Genomic DNA, 22,593 nt, shown 5'->3' with positions numbered 1-22,593 from the left:
CATGAGTGCTGACGATAAGCGCAACGAACAAGTAGACGAGCTGAACGAGGCAGTAAACGCCACAGAAGAGCAGGGCGAAGCAGAAACCGCCGGTGCTGAAGAAGGTTCCGAACTGGAATTGCTGAAGGCGCAGTTGCAGGAATACCAGGACCAGGCGCTGAGGGCCCAGGCTGAGATGCAGAATGTGCGTCGTCGAGCCGAAATTGATGTGGAAAAGGCCCACAAGTTCGCTCTGGAAAAGTTTGTGAAAGAGCTTCTTCCGGTGGCGGACAGCCTTGAAAAGGCAGTGGAAAGCACTGAAGGACATGAAAACGCCGGTGAGCTGGTTGGCTCCATTCGCGAAGGCGTGGAAATGACTTTGGGCCTGTTCATGAACGGCCTCAAGAAATTCAACGTTGAACAGGTGAACCCGGTGGGTGAACCGTTCGATCCGCAACAGCACGAGGCGATGTCTATGGTGCCCGCGCCAGATGCCGAGCCGAACAGTGTGGTTGCCGTGGTGCAGAAGGGCTACCTGCTGAACGGTCGCGTGGTTCGTCCCGCCATGGTGGTTGTGGCCAAGGCCGAAGATGCACCAAAAATCGACGAGCAGGCTTGAAAAGCCGATTAAAGCGCCAATATAGCGATTAAACAGCGACAGTCAGGGCAAACCTCCCTGGGACAGCATTCAGAAAGATTTGGAGTGATTCGATGAGCAAGATTATTGGTATCGACCTGGGAACCACCAACTCCTGTGTGGCCATCATGGATGGCGACAAGGTAAAGGTTATTGAAAATGCTGAGGGTGATCGTACAACTCCCTCCATTATCGCGTACACCGACGATAACGAGACCCTGGTTGGTCAGTCCGCCAAGCGCCAGGCGGTCACCAACCCCCATAACACCCTTTACGCCATCAAGCGTCTGATCGGTCGTCGTTTTGAGGACGATGTGGTTCAGAAAGACATCAAGATGGTGCCTTACAAGATCTCCAAGGCCGACAACGGCGACGCCTGGGTTGAAGTGAAGGGCCAGAAGATGGCACCGCCCCAGATCTCTGCAGAAGTTCTGAAGAAAATGAAGAAGACTGCAGAAGACTACCTGGGCGAGAAGGTAACGGAAGCAGTTATCACCGTGCCGGCTTACTTCAATGACAGTCAGCGCCAGGCCACCAAAGACGCGGGTAAGATCGCCGGTCTGGAAGTGAAGCGTATCATCAACGAGCCGACCGCGGCTGCCCTGGCCTATGGCCTGGACAAGAAGAGCGGTGACCGCACAGTTGCTGTATACGATCTGGGTGGTGGTACTTTCGACCTCTCCATTATTGAAATTGCGGATGTCGACGGTGAGCATCAGTTCGAGGTTCTGGCCACCAACGGTGACACCTTCCTGGGTGGTGAAGACTTCGACCTGAAGGTCATCGAGTACCTGGCAGACCAGTTCAAGAAAGACAGTGGCATCGACCTGCGCGGCGATTCCCTGGCCATGCAGCGCCTGAAGGAAGCCGGTGAGAAAGCGAAGATCGAGCTGTCCAGCAGCCAGCAGACAGACGTGAACCTGCCGTACATCACTGCAGACGCGTCTGGGCCCAAGCACATGAACGTGAAGCTGACCCGCGCCAAGCTGGAAAGCCTGGTGGAAGATCTGGTTCAGCGCAGCCTGGAGCCCTGTAAAGTCGCACTGCAGGACGCCGGCATGAAGGCGTCTGAAATCGACGAAGTTATCCTGGTGGGTGGTCAGACCCGTATGCCGCTGGTGCAGGAAAAGGTAAAAGAGTTCTTCGGCAAAGAAGCCCGTAAAGACGTGAACCCGGACGAAGCCGTGGCCATGGGTGCTGCCATCCAGGCGGCTGTTCTTTCCGGTGACGTAAAAGACGTGCTGCTGCTGGACGTAACCCCGCTGACTCTGGGTATTGAAACCATGGGTGGCGTGGCAACGCCGCTGATCGACAAGAACACCACCATCCCGACCAAGAAGTCGCAGACGTTCTCAACAGCGGATGACAACCAGACGGCCGTAACCATTCACGTGGTTCAAGGTGAGCGTAAGCAGGCTTCCCAGAACAAGTCGCTGGGCCGCTTTGACCTGGCGGATATTCCGCCGGCGCCGCGCGGTGTGCCGCAGATCGAAGTCACCTTCGATATCGATGCCAACGGTATCCTGAACGTGTCTGCCAAAGACAAGGCCACCGGTAAAGAACAGTCCATCGTTATCAAGGCCTCGTCTGGTCTGAACGACGACGAGATCGAGAAGATGGTTCGCGATGCCGAGGCCAACGCCGAGGAAGATCGCAAGTTCGAAGAGCTGGTTCAGGTTCGCAACCAGGGTGATGCCATGGTTCACGCCGTGCGCAAGACCCTGACCGAAGCCGGCGACAAGGTTTCTGACAGTGAAAAGGAGTCTATCGAGGCGGCCATCAAGGATCTGGAAGAAGCCCTGACCGGCTCTGACAAGGAAGCCATCGAAACCAAGACTCAGAAACTGACCGAAGTGTCTTCCGAGCTTGCACAGAAGATGTACGCGGATCAGGCAGACCAGGCGCAGCAGGCTGGCGGGCAGGAAGGTGCCCAGTCCCAGGCGGCTGACGATGCGGTGGACGCCGAGTTCGAAGAAGTCAAAGACGACGACAAGAAGTAAATCCTAAGTACATCAGGTAGTTGGAAAACGCGGGGGTAAGCCCCGCGTTTTCCGCGTTATAGCAACAGGGTTTTAAGCATGGCCAAGCGCGATTATTACGAAGTACTCGGGGTCTCCCGGGACGCGGACGAGAAGGACATAAAGCGGGCTTACCGAAAGCTTGCGATGAAATACCATCCGGACCGTAACCCGGACGACAAAGACGCCGAGAACAAGTTCAAGGAGGCCAGCGAAGCCTACGAAATTCTTGCCGATGGCAGCAAGCGTGCGGCCTACGACCAGTTTGGTCATGCCGGCGTGGATGGCCAGGCCGGCGGTGGCTTTGGCGGCGGTGGTGCCAGCTTCTCCGATATCTTTGGCGATGTATTTGGTGACATCTTCGGTGGCGGTGGTCGGGGCCGCAATACTCGTGGTTCAGACCTGCGCTACACCCTGGAAATCGATCTGGAAGAAGCCGTCAAAGGCAAAACCGTCAAGATCAATATTCCTGGCCACAAAGAGTGTGAAGCCTGCGATGGCAGTGGTGCTGAAAAAGGCTCCCGTCCTGAAACCTGTGGTACCTGCCAGGGTATGGGGCAGGTTCGCATGCAGCAGGGTTTCTTCACCGTGCAGCAGGCATGCCCGACCTGCCGGGGCTCCGGTCAGGTTATCAAGAATCCCTGTAAAGTGTGCCACGGCCAGGGCCGCGTGAGGCAGGAAAAAACCCTGTCTGTGAAAGTGCCACCCGGTGTGGATACCGGCGATCGCATTCGCCTTTCAGGTGAGGGCGAAATGGGCGTTGATGGTGGGCCGCCAGGCGACCTGTATGTGCAGATTGCCGTGCGCGAGCACTCCATCTTTACCCGTGATGGCCGTAATCTATACTGCGAAGTGCCTATCAGCATCGTGGACGCAGCCCTGGGTGGTGAACTGGAAGTGCCGACCCTGGATGGCCGGGTCAAACTCAAGATTCCACCGGAAACCCAGACCGGCAAACTCTTCCGCCTGCGCAACAAGGGAGTGAGTCCCGTTCGCGGTGGCCCTGCCGGCGATTTGCTGTGCCGCGTGATGGTGGAAACACCGGTCAACCTTACCAAGCGCCAGAAAGAGCTGCTGGAAGAGTTCCAGGAAACCCTGAGCGGCAACAACGGCACCCATCATGCTCCGAAGAAAACCTCCTGGTTTGAGGGTGTGAAAAGCTTCTTCGACGAAATGAAATTCTGAGGGCAGAACAGATGCGGGTAGCAATCATCGGCGCCGCCGGGCGCATGGGCAAAGTACTGATCGAAGCCGTAGACGGCACCGAAGGCCTCGAACTCGGTGCTGCCATCGTCGAGCCAGGCAGCAGCCTGATTGGCGCCGACGCCGGCGAAATGACTGGCATCGGCAAAACCGGCATCAAAATGGCCGGCAGCCTCGACGACGTCAAAAACGACTTCGACGTACTGGTGGACTTCACCTTCCCGGACCTCACCCTGGAAAATGCAAAGTTCTGCAGCGCCAACGGCAAAATGATCGTCATCGGCACCACCGGCATGACCGACGCCGAAAAAGAACAGTTGGCCTTGGCGGCAGAATCCACCCCTGTGGTCTTCGCCCCCAACATGAGCGTTGGCGTCAACGTCGTCCTCAACCTCCTGCGCACCGCAGCGGCTACTTTGGGTGACGACTACGACGTAGAAATCATCGAGGCCCATCACCGCCACAAAAAAGACGCCCCCTCAGGCACCGCCCTGCGCATGGGCGAAGTGGTAGCCGACGCCCTGGGCCGTGACCTGAAAGAATGCGCCGTCTACGGCCGCGAAGGTTTCACCGGCGAACGCACCCGCAAGGAAATCGGCTTCGAAACCATCCGTGCCGGCGACGTGGTGGGCGACCACACCGTTCTGTTCGCCACCGAAGGCGAGCGCATCGAAATCACCCACAAGGCCAGCAGCCGGATGACCTTTGCCAAGGGAGCGATGCGAGCTGCGCTCTGGCTGGAAGGGAAGGCCGCTGGACTGTATGACATGCAGGATGTCTTGAATCTGAAGGGCTGAATGTGCTCTTGAACAGTTGACCCCGGGCGAGAGGGTTCTGAGCAGCGGACTCGGAGGTAGGAGGGCTGGATCACCTTCCCGAAAATCTCGGAGGCCATGGATGGCCGGAGCGAAGCGCACAGGGATGTGCTCGTAGCGTTTTTCGGGAAGGTGATCCAGCCCTTCTGCCGGACAACCGCCTTACTCCCGGCAAGAATTCAACGTGGACAGAAAACGCCAAAACAGCTTACAATAAGGCGATTTGACTGCACCAAGCGTACCTTTGAAAAGTTTATAAGAAAGCGGGACCGGGTTTTTACCTTGTCTCGCTTTTTTGCAACCTGAATTTGCGCTTGCGTTCCTGTTCGTGACGAACTTACGCCACTCGATGAGGATACAAGCCTTGAGCACACCAGCAATCCTTGCACTCGCAGACGGAAGCCTCTTCTACGGCACCGCCATCGGCGCAGACGGAGAAACCAGCGGCGAGGTAGTGTTCAACACTGCCATGACCGGCTACCAGGAAATCCTGACTGACCCGTCCTACTCGCGCCAGATCGTCACCCTGACGTATCCCCACATTGGCAACACCGGTGTAAACGAAGAAGACGTAGAATCCGACCGCATCCACGCATCCGGCCTGATCATCCGCGATCTGCCCCTGGTCGCCAGCAGCTGGCGCAACCAGCAGAGCCTGGGCGAGTACCTGCGAAGCAACAACATTGTTGGCATTGCTGACATCGACACCCGCCGCCTGACCCGCATCCTGCGCGACAAAGGCTCCCAGAACGGTGCCATCATCGCTGGCGAGAACGCCACCGCCGAGCGCGCCCTGGAACTGGCGAAAGCCTTCCCAGGCCTCAAGGGCATGGATCTGGCTAAAGAAGTCACCAGCGAGAAATCCTATCAGTGGAGCCAGACCGAGTGGGATATCTCAGACGGTTACGGTGACCAGGCCGCCGCCAAATTCAAGGTCGTTGCCTGGGACTACGGTGTGAAGTTCAACATCCTGCGCATGCTCGCCGCCCGTGGCTGCGACATCACCGTTGTGCCTGCGCAAACTCCGGCCTCGGAAGTGCTGGCCATGAATCCGGACGGCATCTTCCTGTCCAACGGCCCCGGCGACCCGGAGCCGTGCGACTACGCTATCAAAGCCATTCAGGACGTGCTGGAAACCGAAATTCCGGTGTTCGGCATCTGCCTGGGCCACCAGTTGCTGGCCCTGGCCAGTGGTGCCAAGACCATGAAAATGGGGCACGGCCACCACGGTGCCAACCACCCGGTGCAGGACATTGCCAGGGGCACCGTGATGATTACCAGCCAGAACCATGGGTTTGCGGTAGACGAAGCAACCCTGCCGGCTAATGTGGAGGCCACCCACAAGTCGCTGTTTGACGGCACTCTGCAGGGTATTCGCCGCACAGACAAGCCGGCCTACAGCTTCCAGGGTCACCCGGAAGCCAGCCCGGGCCCCCATGATGTGGCGCCCCTGTTCGACGAGTTTATCCAGCTGATGGAAGCGCGATCTGCCTGAGGGCAAGGCCATCATAGATAGCTCACTGGCGCATCGTACGCGCTGAAAGAATTCAAAAGTTGCTGACAGGTTTACCGAGACATGCCAAAACGTACAGACATCCAAAGCATCCTGATCCTGGGCGCAGGTCCCATCGTGATCGGGCAGGCGTGCGAATTCGATTACTCCGGGGCCCAGGCCTGTAAGGCGCTGCGCGAAGAGGGTTACCGGGTTATCCTGGTGAACTCCAACCCGGCCACCATCATGACCGACCCGGCCATGGCCGATGCCACCTACATCGAGCCCATCACCTGGAAGACGGTCGAAAAGATCATCGAGAAAGAAAAACCGGACGCCCTGCTGCCCACCATGGGTGGCCAGACCGCGCTGAACTGCGCCCTGGACCTGGAAAAGCATGGTGTATTGGAGAAGCATGGCGTCGAAATGATCGGTGCTAATGCCGACACCATCGACAAAGCCGAAGATCGCGACCGTTTCGACAAGGCCATGAGAAAAATCGGCCTGGAATGCCCGCGCGCAACCATCGTTCACTCCATGGCCGAAGCCTGGGCGGCGTCCGAAGACATCGGCTTTCCGTGTATCATCCGCCCGTCCTTCACCATGGGTGGCTCAGGCGGCGGTATTGCCTACAACAAGGATGAATTCGAGGAAATCTGTACCCGTGGCCTCGACTTGTCCCCGACCAACGAGCTGCTGATTGACGAGTCCCTGATCGGTTGGAAAGAGTACGAGATGGAAGTTGTTCGCGACAGGAACGACAACTGCATCATCGTCTGCTCCATCGAAAACTTCGATGCCATGGGCGTGCATACCGGTGACTCCATCACCGTGGCACCGGCCCAGACCCTCACTGACAAGGAATACCAGATCATGCGGAACGCCTCGCTGGCGGTACTGCGTGAAATCGGTGTCGAAACCGGCGGTTCCAACGTGCAGTTCGGCATCAACCCGGACACCGGCCGCATGGTGGTGATCGAGATGAACCCGCGGGTGTCCCGTTCCTCGGCCCTGGCCTCCAAGGCCACCGGCTTCCCGATTGCCAAAGTGGCGGCCAAGCTGGCGATTGGCTATACCCTCGATGAGCTGCAGAACGAAATCACCGGTGGTGTGACCCCGGCCTCGTTCGAGCCGAGCATCGATTATGTCGTCACCAAAATCCCGCGCTTTACCTTTGAGAAGTTCCCCCAGGCCGACGCTCGCCTGACCACCCAGATGAAGTCTGTTGGCGAAGTTATGGCCATTGGCCGCACCTTCCAGGAGTCCATGCAGAAAGCGCTACGCGGCCTGGAAGTGGGTTCTGAAGGCTTTGATGAGAAGCTGGACGACTTGGATTCCGAGAATTCCCGGGAAACCCTGACCCGGGAACTGAACGTGCCGGGTGCCGACCGCGTTTGGTACATCGGTGACGCATTCCGTGCCGGCATGACCGTGGAAGAAGTGTTCCAGCACACTAAGGTCGACCCCTGGTATCTGGTGCAGATTGAGGACATTATCCGGGAAGAGCAAGCCCTGAAGTCTGCCGGCAAGGCCGACATTGATCAGGCCACCCTGTTCCGCCTCAAGCGCAAGGGCTTCTCCGACGCCCGCCTGGCCAAACTGCTGGGCATTTCCGAGGTGAGCCTGCGCAAACTGCGTCACGATCTGGGCATCCGCCCGGTGTACAAGCGCGTAGACACCTGCGCCGCCGAGTTTGCCTCAGACACCGCCTACATGTACTCCACCTATGAGGAAGAGTGCGAGGCAGATGCCAGTGATCGCGAGAAAATCGTGGTGATCGGTGGTGGCCCGAACCGGATCGGCCAGGGCATCGAGTTCGATTACTGCTGTGTGCACGCGGCCCTGGCCATGCGTGAAGACGGCTATGAAACCATCATGATCAACTGTAACCCGGAGACCGTGTCCACCGATTACGACACCTCCGACCGGTTGTATTTTGAGCCGATCACCCTGGAAGACGTGCTGGAAATCATCCACGTTGAGAAACCCAAGGGCGTGATCGTGCAATACGGCGGCCAGACCCCGCTGAAACTGGCTCGTGGTCTTGAGGCGGCCGGTGTGCCCATTATCGGCACCAGCCCGGATGCCATTGACCGTGCCGAAGACCGTGAACGTTTCCAGCAGATGATCCAGCGCCTTGGGCTGAAACAGCCGGAAAACGCCACCGTACGCAGTCACGAGGAAGGCATCCTGGCGGCCCGCGAAATCGGCTACCCGCTGGTGGTGCGTCCGTCCTACGTACTGGGTGGTCGGGCGATGGAAATCGTCTATGACGAAACCGAGCTGGTGCGTTACATGCGTAACGCGGTGCTGGTGTCCAATGACAGCCCGGTGTTGCTGGACCACTTCCTGAATGCCGCCGTTGAAGTAGACATTGATGCTATCTGCGACGGCACAGATGTGGTCATTGGTGGCATCATGCAGCACATTGAGCAGGCCGGTGTTCACTCCGGTGACTCCGCCTGTTCGCTGCCGCCATACAGCCTGCCTAAAGAGGTGCAGGATGAAATGCGCGAAGCGGTTAGGAAGATGGCCATCGAGCTGGACGTTATCGGCCTGATGAACGTGCAGCTGGCGTGGCAGGATAGCGAAATCTACGTGATTGAGGTCAACCCCCGCGCCTCCCGTACCGTGCCCTTTGTCTCCAAGGCCATTGGTGTGTCCCTGGCGGCAGTGGCGGCCCGGGTAATGTCCGGCAAGACCCTGAAAGAACTGAACTTCACCCAGGAAATCGTGCCGACTTACTATGCGGTAAAAGAATCGGTATTCCCGTTCAACAAGTTCCCGGCGGTAGACCCGATCCTTGGGCCGGAAATGAAGTCCACCGGTGAGGTGATGGGGCTGGGCGACAGCTTCGACGAAGCTTTTGCCAAGGCGGCTCTGGCCATCGGTGAGCGCCTGCCTGCCCAGGGTACCGCGTTCATGTCTGTGCGGGATGTCGACAAGCCCGGTGCGGCGAAGGTGGCCCGTGACCTGGTTGAGGCCGGGTTCAAGGTGATTGCCACCACCGGCACCGCCAAGGCGCTGGAAGCCGAAGGTGTTGCCGTGGAGCGGGTAAACAAGGTTCGCGAGGGTCGCCCGCATATTGTTGACGCCATCAAGAATGGTCAGGTTCAGCTGATTATCAATACCACTGAAGGTCGCAAGGCGATTTCCGACTCGGCCCAGATTCGCCAGTCCGCCCTGCAGACCAAGGTAACCTACACAACCACACTGGCAGGCGGCGAAGCCTTCTGTCGGGCCATCAAATTTGGCCCGGAGCGCACAGTACGTCGCCTCCAGGATCTACACGCAGGAAAGTAAGACTATGGCTGACAGAGTACCCATGACCAAGGCGGGCGAAGCCCGCCTGCGCGAGGAGCTGAAAAAGCTGAAGTCCGAAGATCGTCCCCGGGTAATTCAGGCAATCGCCGATGCCCGGGAGCACGGTGATCTCAAGGAAAACGCCGAGTACCATGCCGCTCGTGAGCAGCAAAGCTTCATCGAAGGCCGGATTCAGGAAATCGAAGGCAAGCTGTCGGTAGCCCAGGTGATCGATGTGACCACCATGGAGAACACCGGCAAGGTGATCTTCGGCACCACGGTACACCTGGTGAACATGGATACCGACGAAGAGGTTAAATACCAGATCGTCGGTGAAGACGAGGCCGACATCAAGGCCGGCAAGCTTTCTGTATCCTCACCGATTGCCCGTGCGCTGATAGGCAAGAACGAAGGCGACGTAGTCGCCATCCGCATCCCCTCCGGCACCGTAGAATACGAAATCTCCGAAGTAGAGTACGTCTAGGGTCAAAGGGTCTGTCCAACGGGGCTGTCCTACGGGTCTGTCCCCGAACGGGGACTGACCCCCTTTTACCCCGCCGATCTCCCAAGCCAAACAAAAAAAGCCGCACTATCCAGCGCGGCTTTTTACATCAACCCTGGCGAAAAACTACTTATTCCGTAACAAATTCGACAACTTCGGATTAGGCTTCTTAGCCCGCCGCAGAATCACAGCAATCTTACCAATCGTCTGCACCAGCTCCGCCCCGGAGCTCTCGCACAACGCCTGAATCGCTTCCTGGCGCGCTTCGCGATCAGTGCTGGCCACCTTGATCTTGATCAGCTCATGATCGTTCAGGGCGCGCTCAAGCTCATCCTGCAAGCCCTCAGACAGGCCTTTATCGCCAACAATAATGACGGGCTTCAGATTGTGGGCAATCGCCCGGTATTCCCGGCGCTGTTCCGGTGAAAGACTCATGATGTAATCTCTTTATCGGTGCAATTAACAAAAGGTCAGCGGCGAAACGGCTGACGACGTCGTATAATTTCGCAATTGTAACAGATAGATTCCCGCCACAAATGGTCGTAATCACCTACAGTCGCGCCCACTGGCGCGGTGTCGTGCGGGATGACGGGCCTTAACGCGCTCCCGGTTGTCGGCTGGAACCTTCCTGTACGGTCAGGGTCAAAAGGTTTCGCGAAATCTCCAGTGGTGCTGGTTACAGTCCTCAGGTTGTGTTTTTGCCGGGGCAGTCAGCGGGTCTGTGGTCGATACGGATGGGCCGTTTCTGGTGGACAGGCGTACAATTGGTGTAAGGTGTCGGAAAAGGGTTGATGGCCACATGGCTGCAGCCCCGCAATTCACAGGTGATGATCCTTGAACGATATGGCAAAAAATCTGGTTCTCTGGCTAATCATAGCCGCCGTGCTGTTGATGGTGTTTCAGAATTTCTCTCCCACCACCACCGGCCAACAAGTCAACTATTCCCAGTTTGTGGAGATGGTCCAGCAGGGCCAGGTCCGGCAAGTGACCATTGATGGTCTTCAGGTGCAGGGTGTCCGCGGTGACGGGTCCCAGTTCCAGACCATTCGCCCGCAGGTCTCTGACAACAAGCTGATGGATGATCTGCTCGCCAATAACGTCGAAGTGATCGGCAAGGAGCCTGAGCGCCAGAGCCTGTGGACGCAGTTGCTGGTGGCCGCGTTCCCGATTCTGATCATTATTGCGTTGTTTGTGTTCTTCATGCGCCAGATGCAGGGCGGTGGCGGCGGCAAAGGCCCCATGTCCTTTGGCAAGAGCAAGGCGCGCCTGCTCAGTGAAGACCAGATCAAAACCACCTTTGGCGACGTCGCCGGTGTTGATGAAGCGAAGGAAGACGTTAAAGAGCTGGTCGACTTCCTGCGTGACCCGAGCAAATTCCAGCGTCTGGGTGGCCGAATCCCGAAAGGCGTGTTGATGGTGGGGCCGCCGGGTACTGGTAAGACGCTGCTGGCAAAAGCCATTGCCGGTGAAGCGAAAGTGCCGTTTTTCTCCATCTCCGGTTCTGACTTCGTAGAGATGTTCGTGGGCGTGGGTGCTTCCCGTGTTCGTGACATGTTCGAGCAGGCCAAGAAGCAAAGCCCCTGTATCATTTTTATCGATGAGATTGATGCGGTCGGTCGCCATCGTGGCGCCGGCATGGGCGGTGGCCATGACGAGCGTGAACAGACCCTGAACCAGCTGTTGGTTGAGATGGACGGCTTTGAAGGCAACGAAGGCGTCATCGTGATCGCTGCTACCAACCGTCCGGACGTTCTGGACCCTGCGCTGCTGCGTCCGGGTCGCTTTGACCGCCAGGTGGTGGTGAGCCTGCCAGACATTCTTGGTCGAGAGCAGATTCTTAAGGTGCACATGAAGAAAGTGCCCCTGGCCGACGGTATTGATCCGGCGGTTATCGCTCGCGGTACGCCTGGCTTCTCCGGTGCTGACCTCGCTAACCTGGTAAACGAGGCTGCCCTGTTCGCGGCGCGTCGTAACCAGCGTCTGGTTTCCATGGAAGAGCTGGAGCTGGCGAAAGACAAGATCATGATGGGCGCCGAGCGCAAATCCATGGTGATGAGCGAGAAAGAAAAGCGGAACACCGCGTACCATGAGTCTGGCCATGCCATTGTTGGTCGCCTCGTGCCTGAACATGATCCTGTCTACAAGGTCAGTATCATTCCCCGGGGGCGCGCCTTGGGTGTGACCATGTTCTTGCCGGAAGAGGACAAATACAGTCACTCCAAGCGCTACCTGACCAGCTCAATCTGCAGTCTGTTCGGTGGCCGGATTGCCGAAGAGCTGACGCTTGGCTTTGACGGTGTGACGACTGGTGCCTCCAACGACATCGAGCGTGCCACCAGCCTGGCCCGCAACATGGTCACCAAGTGGGGGTTGTCGGAAAAGTTGGGTCCCCTGCAGTACGATACCGACAGCGAAGAGCCGTTCCTGGGTCGTTCTGCCGGCCAGTCGCACTCCCATCACTCTCCGGAGACCGCCCAGCGGATTGATGAGGAAGTTCGAAATATCATTGATGAGTGTTATGCCACGGCCAAGCAGATCCTGATTGAGAACCGTGACAAACTGGACCTGATGGCTGAGGCCCTGATGAAGTACGAGACCATTGATCGCTACCAGATCGATGACATCATGGCAGGCAAAGAGCCGCGGCCCCCGAAAAACTGGGGAGATAGCGGTCCCACCGGCGGAGTGAAGGCTGAAGAGCCCGCTCCGGAGCCCCGGTCATCGGATGACGGGCGTCAGCCCGGAGTAGGCAGGCCCGCCGGCGAGCACTGATCGCACGCGCAAGGCCTAGTCAAATACAGCGCCGCCCGGCCTCCGGGCGGCGTTTGTTTTTGTTACCCCTGAACAGAGAACTTCGGAATACCTGCTATGAAAATGAATTTTGCTGGCCGTTCGGTAGACCTGTCCCGCTGCCAGGTGATGGGGATTCTCAATGTCACGCCCGATTCCTTTTCTGATGGTGGTCGTTTCAATACCGCCGATGCCGCGCTCGTTCGCGCCAGGACCATGGTCGAAGACGGCGCCTCGTTTATTGATGTTGGCGGTGAATCAACCCGGCCCGGCGCCGCACCAGTGTCAACCCAGGAAGAGCTGGACCGGGTTTGCCCTGTGGTGGAGGCCATTGCCCGAGAGCTGGATACGGTGATTTCAGTGGATACCAGCAACCCCGTGGTGATGGCGGAAGTGGTCAGTCTCGGTGCCGGTTTGATCAACGATGTGCGGGCGCTCCAGCGAGAGGGTGCACCGGAAGTGGCGGCCAAAGCCGGCGTGCCCGTCTGCATCATGCACATCCAGGGTGAGCCGGACACCATGCAGGATAATCCCCGATACCATAACGTCCGGCGCGACGTGAGTTCGTTTCTGACCGAACGGATGCGGGTGGTAGAAAAAGCCGGCGTGCGGCCGGAAAACATCATCCTGGACCCGGGATTTGGCTTCGGGAAAACCGTTGAGCACAACATCCAGTTGTTGGCGACTCTGGAGCAGTTGCATTTGCTGGGGCATCCGTTGTTGATCGGGGTGTCCCGGAAATCCATGCTCGGAGCGATTACCGGCCGAGACGTCAACGAAAGGTTGCCGGCAAGCCTCGCTGCCGCGACAATATCCGCCATGAAAGGCGCAAGCATCCTCAGGGTGCATGATGTGCGGGAGACGGTGGACGCCGTCAAGGTCGTGACGGCAGTTAAGGAGGCAATCTGATGTCCCAGCGCAAGTATTTTGGAACCGACGGAATCCGGGGGAGAGTGGGCGAAAGTCCGATTACCCCGGAGTTTATGTTGCACCTTGGGTGGGCAGCAGGCCAGGCATTCAAGAGGCAGGGCCAGCGAAACAGCGTGCTGATTGGAAAGGATACCCGCTTGTCAGGTTACATGTTTGAATCCGCACTTGAGGCGGGATTGTCTGCTGCGGGGGTGGACGTGAAGTTGCTTGGCCCGATGCCGACGCCGGCCATTGCCTACCTGACCCGAACGTTTCGGGCATCTGCAGGCATTGTGATCAGTGCCTCTCATAACCCGCACCACGACAACGGCATCAAGTTCTTCTCGGCTAACGGCACCAAGCTCGATGACGCCCTGGAGGCTGAGATCGAGCGCTGGCTCGAGCAGCCGATTCAGGTGTGCGAGCCCAATGAGCTGGGCAAGGCAAGCCGTGTCGACGACGCTCCGGGCCGGTACGTGGAGTTCTGCAAGAGTACGGTGCCCAATGAGTTTACCCTCGATGGACTGCATATCGTGCTCGACTGTGCCCATGGCGCCACATACCACGTTGCCCCCAAGGTGTTTAAAGAGCTCGGAGCCAGGGTTTCGGTGATTGGCGCAGAACCGGACGGGCTGAATATCAATCTCAACGTGGGGTCGACCCACCTGGATGCTCTGAAACAAACCGTTGCTGAGAAGCAGGCTGATCTGGGCATTGCTTTCGATGGCGATGGTGACCGTGTGCTGATGGTCGACCGGGACGGCTCCGAGGTGGATGGAGACGAATTGCTGTTTATTCTGGCCTCCCAGCGTCATGCTGAAGGTCGGTTGAACGGTGGCGTGGTTGGAACCCTGATGACCAATCTGGGGGTTGAGCTGGCGCTGCGCGAGATTGGCATCGAATTCGAGCGTGCCAATGTGGGTGACCGTTATGTGATGGAGCGGCTGCTGGCCAACAACTGGATTATTGGCGGAGAAGGCTCCGGCCATATGGTGATTCGTGACTGCACCAGTACCGGCGACGGTATTGTCTCTGCGTTGCAGGTGCTGTTGGCGGTTCGCCGGTCTGGCAAGACCCTGGGAGAGCTGCGTCAGGGTATGGCCAAGTTGCCCCAGACGATGGTGAATGTGCGGGTGGCCCAGCGATTTGATCCGCTCAGCCGGTCAGACATCGTTGAGGCGATGCGCAGGGCAGAGGCTGACCTGGGCGAGGCCGGCAGAATCCTGTTGCGGGCGTCGGGAACGGAGCCCCTGATTCGGGTGATGGCAGAAGGTCAGAATGCCGATGACATTGCCCGGGTTGCCGAGCAGCTGGCCCTCGTCGTGGAGCGTTCAACACCCTGATTTTGTGGAATAGGGCGGGTTGTGCGAGACAAATGTCTGCTGTATAGTTCGCCCTCCCTCAGGTCGGGACGATTGAGATTTGGTATGCGTCGCAAGATCGTAGCTGGAAACTGGAAGATGAACGGGTCGAAAGACCTGGTGCAGCAGCTGGTCGGTCAGGTCCGCGAGCAGGTTGCCAGTCTTGATGCCAGGGTAGAGGTGGTTATCATACCTCCTGCCCTTTATGTTGACTCTGTGGTTGCGCTTTGTGGCTCTGAATTGGTTGCTGGCGTGCAGAACGTCAGTCAGTGGCAGTCAGGTGCCTACACTGGTGAAGTGTCCTCTGATATGGCGAAAGATCTGGGGTGTCAGTACGCCCTGGTTGGTCATTCCGAGCGTCGCCAGTTGTTTGGTGAGTCCGACGAAGTGGTTGCCAGGAAGATCGAGCGTGTTCTGGCATCCGGGCTGACGGCAGTACTCTGCGTTGGTGAGACTCTGGAAGAACGCGATGCCGGTTCGGCTGAGCGGGTAGTGGCCAGCCAGGTTCAGCAAGGTCTGGCGTCGGTGGCTGGTGAGCAGTGGTCGAGAATTGTGGTTGCCTACGAGCCGGTATGGGCGATAGGCACTGGAAAGACGGCGACTGCAGAAGATGCCCAGGCCATGCACGCGGATATTCGCCGGGTGCTTGCAGAGATGGGTGCGCCGTCTGAGACGATTTCAGTACTTTACGGCGGCAGTGTAAAAGCGGATAATGCGGCCGCTCTGTTTGCAGAGCCCGATATTGATGGCGGTCTTATAGGTGGTGCTTCCCTTAAGGCTGAAGATTTTGTAAGTATCTGCCGTGCGTTTCCGGTGGGTGCGTAAGCCAAAACGTTTACGAGAGTCTGTATGGATTGGATGGAAACACTGGTAGTCGTTGTTCACGTCGTGATCGCCGTGGCTCTGGTGGGTCTGGTCCTTATCCAGCAGGGTAAGGGTGCAGATGCCGGTGCTGCTTTCGGTGGCGGTGCCTCCCAGACCGTGTTCGGTAGTCAGGGTAGTGGCAGCTTTCTGACCCGTCTGACCACGTTTATGGCGGTTGTGTTTTTTGTGACAAGTTTTTCGCTGGCAATCTTCGCCAAGCAGCGTGCTGAAGTGGCAGGTGAGGCCGGTATTCCGACAGTTCAGGAATCCCGTCAGGCGCCAGCTGAAGCTGCGCCGGGTATCGAAGAATCTGCAGGTAGCGAAAGCGAGGGTGGGGAGTCTCAGCTCCCTGACCTCGAGTAAAGAATGTTGCCCGGGTGGTGAAACTGGTAGACACGCCATCTTGAGGGGGTGGTAGCGAAAGCTGTGCCGGTTCGAGTCCGGCCCCGGGCACCATATTTGAGTAAGACGGCTTGGAAGTTCCAGGCCGTTTTTTTTGGTCAGTCCTTGACCAGTCTGCACGGCGTCTCTATACTCCGGCGGATATTGGACCTTGCAACGGCGTTGTAGCGTCCAGGCAGGCCAGGTGTCTGTCGGCAGAGGGCAGAGTTGGGTTAGCTTTCTGCGAATTCTTGCAACAAAAGGCCCCATTAATAGGGGCTTTTTGATTAAGGGGCCTGGCGCAAAGGGCCCTGGTGCATAAAAAGGGCTGATCAACAGCCCTTTTTTTGTTTTTGTAGTCCGAAAATCTGAATACGGAGGCGGCGACACTTGTCAGCCAAGCTTAAACAACTGGAAGACATTCTGCGCCCGGTAGTGGAAGGGCTCGGGTATGAATTCTGGGGTATCGAATACCGTTCCCGGGGCTATCAGTCCATGCTTCGGGTGTTTATTGATGATGCGGAAAATGGCATCAGCATTGAAGACTGCGAGAAAGTCAGCCGTCAGATAAGCGGCGTGATGGATGTGGAAGACCCCATCCAGAGTGAATACACCCTGGAGGTGTCGTCGCCGGGTATGGACCGGCCACTGTTTCGTCTCGAGCAGTATCAGGAATTCGTTGGCCATCAGGTTCAGATCAAGCTGCGCATGGCGTTTGAAGGCCGGCGCAAATTTACAGGCCTGATCAAAGGTATAGAGGGCGATGAAGTCATCGTGGTTGTTGATGACCACGAATACCTGTTGCCTTTTGACAGTATTGAGAAAGCCAACATCGTACCGGTTTTTGAATGACCCATTCGAACAAGACTGTGGATGCATCGATTATATTGAGGGCAGGGCAATCCAATGAGTAAAGAGATCTTGCTGGTAGTAGAATCCGTCTCGAACGAGAAAGGTGTCGAGAAAGACGTGATTTTCGAGGCGATCGAGCTGGCGCTCGCGACCGCTGCCAAGAAGCGTTATGAAGATGAAGAAGCGGACATCCGGGTTGCCATTGACCGCCGCACCGGAGAGTACGAGACCTTCCGCCGCTGGTTGGTGGTGGACAACGACGCCGTTCCAGCGCTGGGTACAGAGCTTACCTTCCAGGAAGCCGAAGAAATCAGTCCAGATCTGAAGCCGGGTGACATCCACGAAGAGAAAGTGGAATCAGTCGCCTTTGGACGTATCGGTGCCCAGGCAGCCAAGCAGATTATTTTCCAGAAGGTCCGCGAAGCTGAGCGCATGAAGATCGTCGACAGCTACCGCGACCGCGTTGGCGAGCTGGTGTCCGGAACGGTCAAGAAGGTGACACGGGACAACGTTATTGTGGATCTGGGTGGCAATGCCGAAGCACTTCTGCCCCGTGAGCATCTGATTCCCCGGGAAACCTTCCGCATGGGCGACCGCGTGCGTTCCCTGTTGCTGGAGATTCGCACCGATCATCGGGGCCCGCAGCTGATCCTGAGCCGTACCGACGCGCAGATGCTGATTGAGCTGTTCCGCATTGAAGTGCCGGAGATTGCTGAGGACCTGATTGAGATCCGTGGTGCAGCCCGTGATCCCGGCTCCCGTGCCAAGATTGCCGTGAAGACCAACGATCGCCGTATTGATCCCGTGGGTGCCTGCGTGGGCATGCGGGGCTCTCGGGTCCAGGCCGTGTCCAACGAACTGGGCGGCGAGCGTGTTGATATTGTGCTGTGGGACGACAACCCGGCCCAGTTGGTCATCAACGCCATGGCGCCGGCCGAGGTTGCCTCCATCGTGATGGATGAAGACCGCCACACCATGGACGTTGCCGTCGCCGAAGACAATCTGGCCCAGGCCATCGGCCGTAACGGCCAGAACGTTCGTCTGGCCACCGAGCTGACCGGCTGGACCCTGAACGTGATGACCGAGGAAGAAGCCGGCGAGCGCCAGGAGCAGGAATACTCTCGCCTGGTTGAGCACTTTACCGCGCACCTGGACGTTGACGAGGAATTTGCCGGTGTCCTGATCGACGAAGGCTTTACCTCGATTGAGGAAGTGGCGTACGTGCCGATGGAAGAAATGCTGGCCATCGATGGCTTTGACGAGGAAACCGTCACAGAGCTGCGCCGTCGTGCCAAAGACGTCCTGTTGAACCAGGCGCTGGCGAGTGAAGAAGCCCTGGAGGGCGCAGAGCCCGCCGAAGATCTTCTCAACATGGAAGGCATGGACCGTTCACTGGCGTTCAAACTCGCTGGTATGGGCGTGCGTACGATGGAAGATCTGGCTGAGCAGTCAATTGACGAACTGCTCGAAATTGAAGGTATGGATGAAGAGCGTGCTGGTCAGCTGATCATGACCGCGCGTGCCCCCTGGTTTGAAGACCAGGCCTGATTCGGGAGAGGAGGACCAGTATGGCTGATGTAACGGTAAAACAACTGGCCGCAGATGTAGGCGCTCCCGTGGATCGTTTGCTGAAGCAGATCGTGGAAGCGGGCCTGAAAGCCCGCAGTGAGAACGACGCTGTCACCAGTGATGAGAAGCAGCAGTTGCTGACCTATCTGAGAAAGACCCACGGTGAAGCTCAGGCAGAGCCGAACAAGATTACCCTTAAGCGGAAAACCACCACCACGTTGAAGGCCGGTAAGGCAAAAACCGTGAACGTGGAAGTGCGCAAGCGCCGCACCTATATCAAACGTGCGGAACTGCAGCCGGAACCAGAGGTTGAAGCACCGAAGCCGGAAGAGGTAGCGGAACAGCCTGCGGCTGAATCCCCGGTGGTCGATGAAGCACCAAAAGTGGCTGCAGAGCAGCCGCAAGAACAGCCGGCAGAAACCGCCGCTCCATCGGAGCCGGCAGCGGCCGAGCCTGTTCAGGAAGAAAAGTCCGAACCCGAACTGGAAACAGCGCCGGAGGACATTCCCATGCCTCCGCCTGAAGACGAAGGTCGGGATCGCAAGCCAAAGAAAAAGAAAGAAAAGGTACGCGAGCGCGGCGACGATATCGAAGAAGGCAAGCCGAAGAAGAAGCAGGCTGGCCATCGCGGCCCTCGCAGCCGTCCGGTTGAAGAACCTCTGGTGATTTCTGAAGACGAGGAAGAAACCGTTCCTCGCAAGCAGCTGCGGGCTAAAAAGAAACCGAAAGAAAAGCGTCATGCTTTCGAGAGGCCAACCAAGCCCATGGTTAGAGAAGTACAGATTCCGGAAACCATCACCGTCGGTGATCTTGCCCAGCGCATGGCTGTCAAAGCCGCTGATGTCATTAAAACCCTGATGGGAATGGGCGTAATGGCCACCATCAATCAGGCGCTCGATCAGGAAACTGCGGTTCTGGTGACTGAAGAGCTGGGCCACAAGCCCAAGGCAGTCAGCGAAGATGCCTTTGAAGAAGAAGTGCTGAGCGAGATTACCGAGCTGCACGAAGGCAAAGAAAAGATCAAGCGCGCCCCGGTAGTGAGCGTGATGGGTCACGTTGACCATGGTAAGACATCCCTGCTGGATTATATTCGTCGCACCAAGGTTGCGGCTGGAGAATCCGGTGGTATCACCCAGCACATCGGTGCTTACCACGTAGAAACGGATCACGGTATGGTGTCTTTCCTGGATACCCCGGGCCACGCAGCCTTTACCGCCATGCGTGCACGCGGTGCCCAGTGTACGGATATCGTAATCCTGGTTGTGGCCGCGGATGACGGTGTTATGCCGCAAACCAAGGAAGCGGTTCAGCATGCACGCTCTGCCGGTGTGCCCCTGGTGGTCGCCATCAACAAGATGGACAAGGAAGAAGCCGACCCGGACCGCATCAAAAACGAACTGTCTGCTCTGGATGTGATTCCGGAAGACTGGGGCGGCGACGTGCAGTTTGTGCCTGTGTCGGCCCATACCGGTCTTGGTATTGATGATCTGCTGGAAGCTGTCTTGCTGCAGGCCGAGATTCTGGAACTTGAAGCGTCACCGGATGCCTCCGCCCGTGGTGTGGTTGTTGAGTCCAGCCTGGAGCGTGGTCGCGGTTCTGTTGCGACCGTTCTGGTTCAGAACGGCACCCTGCGCCAGGGCGACATGGTGGTGGCTGGCTCATTCTACGGCAAGGTTCGGGCGATGACCGACGAAGCCGGCAAGCAGGTCAAGGAAGCGGGCCCGTCCATTCCGGTCGAGATTCTTGGCCTGAACGGCACGCCGGATGCGGGTGATGAGTTCTTCGCCGTGGCTGATGAGAAGAAAGCCAAAGAACTGGCCGAATTCCGCCAGACCCGCGAGCGCGAGCAGCGCCTGCAGCGCCAGCAGGCCGCCAAGCTGGAGAATATGTTTGAGAACATGGGTAAAGACGAAGTCAAAACCCTTAACGTTGTTCTCAAGACCGACGTTCGTGGTTCCCTGGAGGCCATCACCAAGGCCCTGCAGGACCTGGGTAACGAGGAAGTTCAGGTCAAGATTGTCTCATCTGGTGTCGGCGGGATTGCCGAGACAGACGTGAGCCTGGCCATGGCTACCAACGCCGTTATCTTCGGTTTCAACGTGCGTGCGGATACCGCTTCCAAGCGCCTGGTCGAGCAGGAAGGTCTGGATCTGCGCTACTACAGCATCATCTATAACCTGATTGATGATGTTAAGTCGGCCCTGACTGGTATGCTCAAGCCAGAATTCCGGGAAGACATCGTGGGTATCGCCGATGTACGGGACGTGTTCCGTTCACCGAAGTTTGGCCAGGTGGCCGGCTGTATGGTGACCGAGGGTACCGTATACCGTAACAAGCCGATCCGCGTACTGCGTGACAACGTGGTTATCTTCGAGGGCGAGCTGGAATCCCTGCGTCGCTTCAAGGATGACGTACCGGAAGTCCGCAACGGTATGGAGTGTGGTATCGGTGTTAAAGGCTACGACGTGAAAGTGGGCGATCAGATCGAGGTGTTCGATCGCGTTCGCGTTGAGCGTCAGCTCGAATCAACGGGGGCCTGATGGCACGGGAATACAGTCGCATAGATCGTATCGGCGATCAGATGCAGCGTGAACTGGCCCAGCTCATCCAGCGCGAGGTCAAAGACCCTCGCGTTGGTATGGTTACGGTGAATGCCGTCAAGGTCAGCCGCGATCTGGGCTATGCCGATATTTACGTTTCCCTGTTGTCGACCGAAGAGCTTACCGAGCAATCTCCGGAAGTTCAGGATTCCCTGGCGGTGCTCAACAAGGCCTCGGGGTTCCTGCGAGGCCAGGTCGGGCGGGCGATGAAGCTGCGGGTGGTACCCCACCTGCGTTTTCACTTCGACAGCCTGCTTAACCAGAGTCGCAAGATGGACCGTCTGATTCGTGAAGCCGTGGGGGATCAGCCTGCTGTTCCTCGCGATGATAACGACGATCCGGTTTCAGATAATCCGGAGCGTGATGCTTGAGCCGAAGACGTAAAGGCCGTGACGTAAATGGCATCCTGGTGATCGACAAGCCCCAGGGTGTCACCTCCAACGGGATTCTTCAGCAGGTAAAACGCCTGTATGGCGCCGCAAAGGCGGGCCACACAGGTGCGCTTGACCCGCTTGCTACTGGTGTTTTGCCCCTGTGTTTTGGCGAAGCAACCAAGTTTTCCCAGACCATGCTCGACAGTGACAAGGCTTATGTCACTACCGCTCGGTTGGGCATACGGACAGAAACCGGTGATAGCGAAGGCGCAGTGGTTGAAGAAAAGCCGGTGCCAGCGTTGACTGAAGCTCAGGTGGAAGCGGTACTGGAGCAGTTTCGGGGCGATATCCAGCAGGTACCGTCGATGTATTCCGCGCTGAAGCACAAAGGCCGGCCACTTTACGAGTATGCCCGTGAAGGCATTGAGATCGAGCGCCCGGCGCGTCCTGTTACCATCTATGAGTTGACCCTGTTGGCGGTTCGCGAGCAGGAGCTTGACCTGGCGGTGACCTGTACAAAGGGTACGTATATACGCTCACTGGTTGAAGATATTGGTGCGGTACTTGGGTGCGGTGCCCACGTCAGTGCACTTCGGCGTACCCTGGCCTCTGGCTACACGCTGGAAAATGCTCACGATGTCAAAGACCTGGAAGCCATGCGCGAGCGGGGTGAGAGCCTGGACGGCTTGCTGCTGCCGCCGGAAAGCGCGCTGACGATGTTTCCCGAGCACCGGCTGTCAGGCTCGGCACTGGTATCGATATTGAACGGACAACCGGTTAGAATACCGGGTCAGTCCCTTGAAGGCTTCGTGCGTGTTTACGGCGATCGTAACTTCGTGGGATTGGCAGAAGCTATGCCGGAAGGCGATGACACCAAACTGGTGCCACGCCGTCTGGTAAAGAACAGCGGCGGGTAACACCGCCGCTGATTAGCCGGGCTGTAG

At 57.7% G+C, this 22,593-nt stretch carries 18 protein-coding genes and 1 tRNA gene; 18 read left to right on the top strand and 1 reads right to left on the bottom strand.

Annotated features, from left to right (window positions below; translation table 11 throughout):
• Window position 1: 1 nt before the first annotated feature.
• The 7 genes from grpE (at window position 2) to greA (ending at window position 9,931) form a co-directional block, all read left to right on the top strand.
• Window positions 2-598 (top strand): nucleotide exchange factor GrpE, encoded by a 597-nt coding sequence (gene grpE / locus RVM24_RS13380; RefSeq protein ID WP_061330645.1) that lies wholly within the window; start codon window positions 2-4, stop codon window positions 596-598.
• 92 nt (window positions 599-690) lie between these two features.
• Window positions 691-2,616: a molecular chaperone DnaK gene (gene dnaK / locus RVM24_RS13375; protein ID WP_431474189.1), complete on the top strand. Its 1,926-nt coding sequence runs from the start codon at window positions 691-693 to the stop codon at window positions 2,614-2,616.
• Between the two features lie 78 nt (window positions 2,617-2,694).
• Complete coding sequence (gene dnaJ, locus RVM24_RS13370; protein WP_058092540.1) at window positions 2,695-3,819, top strand: molecular chaperone DnaJ; 1,125 nt, start codon at window positions 2,695-2,697, stop codon at window positions 3,817-3,819.
• A gap of 11 nt (window positions 3,820-3,830) precedes the next feature.
• Entirely contained in the window at window positions 3,831-4,634 is an 804-nt protein-coding gene (gene dapB, locus RVM24_RS13365; RefSeq protein WP_058092541.1) for a 4-hydroxy-tetrahydrodipicolinate reductase, read from the top strand.
• A gap of 382 nt (window positions 4,635-5,016) precedes the next feature.
• Complete coding sequence (gene carA / locus RVM24_RS13360; protein WP_431474188.1) at window positions 5,017-6,147, top strand: glutamine-hydrolyzing carbamoyl-phosphate synthase small subunit; 1,131 nt, start codon at window positions 5,017-5,019, stop codon at window positions 6,145-6,147.
• Between the two features lie 81 nt (window positions 6,148-6,228).
• Window positions 6,229-9,447, top strand: a complete 3,219-nt coding sequence (gene carB, locus RVM24_RS13355) for a carbamoyl-phosphate synthase large subunit (protein WP_431474187.1) — start codon at window positions 6,229-6,231, stop codon at window positions 9,445-9,447.
• A gap of 4 nt (window positions 9,448-9,451) precedes the next feature.
• Window positions 9,452-9,931, top strand: coding sequence for a transcription elongation factor GreA (greA, locus tag RVM24_RS13350; protein ID WP_082780474.1), 480 nt, complete (start codon window positions 9,452-9,454; stop codon window positions 9,929-9,931).
• A gap of 144 nt (window positions 9,932-10,075) precedes the next feature.
• On the opposite strand, the gene yhbY is transcribed toward greA, so the two are convergent.
• On the bottom strand, window positions 10,076-10,384 hold the full coding sequence (yhbY, locus tag RVM24_RS13345; protein ID WP_058092544.1) for a ribosome assembly RNA-binding protein YhbY: 309 nt from the start codon (window positions 10,382-10,384) through the stop codon (window positions 10,076-10,078).
• Window positions 10,385-10,783: 399 nt separating this feature from the next.
• Between yhbY and ftsH the strand changes: the two genes are divergently transcribed.
• From ftsH to truB, 11 genes are all read left to right on the top strand, one after another.
• Window positions 10,784-12,721: an ATP-dependent zinc metalloprotease FtsH gene (gene ftsH / locus RVM24_RS13340; RefSeq protein WP_171039986.1), complete on the top strand. Its 1,938-nt coding sequence runs from the start codon at window positions 10,784-10,786 to the stop codon at window positions 12,719-12,721.
• A 96-nt stretch (window positions 12,722-12,817) separates the two neighbouring features.
• Window positions 12,818-13,648 carry a dihydropteroate synthase gene (gene folP, locus RVM24_RS13335; RefSeq protein ID WP_152439081.1) on the top strand — a complete coding sequence of 277 codons (831 nt, stop codon included), beginning with the start codon at window positions 12,818-12,820 and terminating at the stop codon, window positions 13,646-13,648.
• Window positions 13,648-14,991 carry a phosphoglucosamine mutase gene (gene glmM, locus RVM24_RS13330; protein ID WP_152439080.1) on the top strand — a complete coding sequence of 448 codons (1,344 nt, stop codon included), beginning with the start codon at window positions 13,648-13,650 and terminating at the stop codon, window positions 14,989-14,991. The genes folP and glmM overlap by 1 nt, the downstream gene beginning before the upstream one ends.
• Window positions 14,992-15,075: 84 nt before the next feature.
• Window positions 15,076-15,834 (top strand): triose-phosphate isomerase, encoded by a 759-nt coding sequence (gene tpiA / locus RVM24_RS13325; RefSeq protein ID WP_431474186.1) that lies wholly within the window; start codon window positions 15,076-15,078, stop codon window positions 15,832-15,834.
• A gap of 24 nt (window positions 15,835-15,858) precedes the next feature.
• The gene (gene secG, locus RVM24_RS13320) at window positions 15,859-16,236 is read left to right on the top strand and encodes a preprotein translocase subunit SecG (RefSeq protein ID WP_061330637.1); all 378 of its coding nucleotides are present in this window, start codon (window positions 15,859-15,861) and stop codon (window positions 16,234-16,236) included.
• 8 nt (window positions 16,237-16,244) lie between these two features.
• Window positions 16,245-16,329 (top strand) — tRNA-Leu (locus tag RVM24_RS13315).
• Window positions 16,330-16,644: 315 nt separating this feature from the next.
• Entirely contained in the window at window positions 16,645-17,106 is a 462-nt protein-coding gene (gene rimP / locus RVM24_RS13310; RefSeq protein WP_058092549.1) for a ribosome maturation factor RimP, read from the top strand.
• A 54-nt stretch (window positions 17,107-17,160) separates the two neighbouring features.
• On the top strand, window positions 17,161-18,654 hold the full coding sequence (gene nusA / locus RVM24_RS13305) for a transcription termination factor NusA (protein WP_152439077.1): 1,494 nt from the start codon (window positions 17,161-17,163) through the stop codon (window positions 18,652-18,654).
• 20 nt (window positions 18,655-18,674) lie between these two features.
• The gene (gene infB / locus RVM24_RS13300; RefSeq protein ID WP_431474185.1) at window positions 18,675-21,215 is read left to right on the top strand and encodes a translation initiation factor IF-2; all 2,541 of its coding nucleotides are present in this window, start codon (window positions 18,675-18,677) and stop codon (window positions 21,213-21,215) included.
• A complete protein-coding gene (gene rbfA, locus RVM24_RS13295) occupies window positions 21,215-21,646 on the top strand; it encodes a 30S ribosome-binding factor RbfA (protein ID WP_061330634.1) in 432 nt (143 codons plus the stop codon). The genes infB and rbfA overlap by 1 nt, the downstream gene beginning before the upstream one ends.
• A complete protein-coding gene (gene truB, locus RVM24_RS13290; protein WP_152439075.1) occupies window positions 21,643-22,566 on the top strand; it encodes a tRNA pseudouridine(55) synthase TruB in 924 nt (307 codons plus the stop codon). The genes rbfA and truB overlap by 4 nt, the downstream gene beginning before the upstream one ends.
• Window positions 22,567-22,593 lie beyond the last annotated feature (27 nt).

The organism is Marinobacter sp. KM021, assembly GCF_050707965.1.
GTDB lineage: Bacteria > Pseudomonadota > Gammaproteobacteria > Pseudomonadales > Oleiphilaceae > Marinobacter > Marinobacter shengliensis.
Note: the sequence above shows the minus strand (reverse complement) of the source record. Positions and strands in the feature narration are given on the sequence as shown.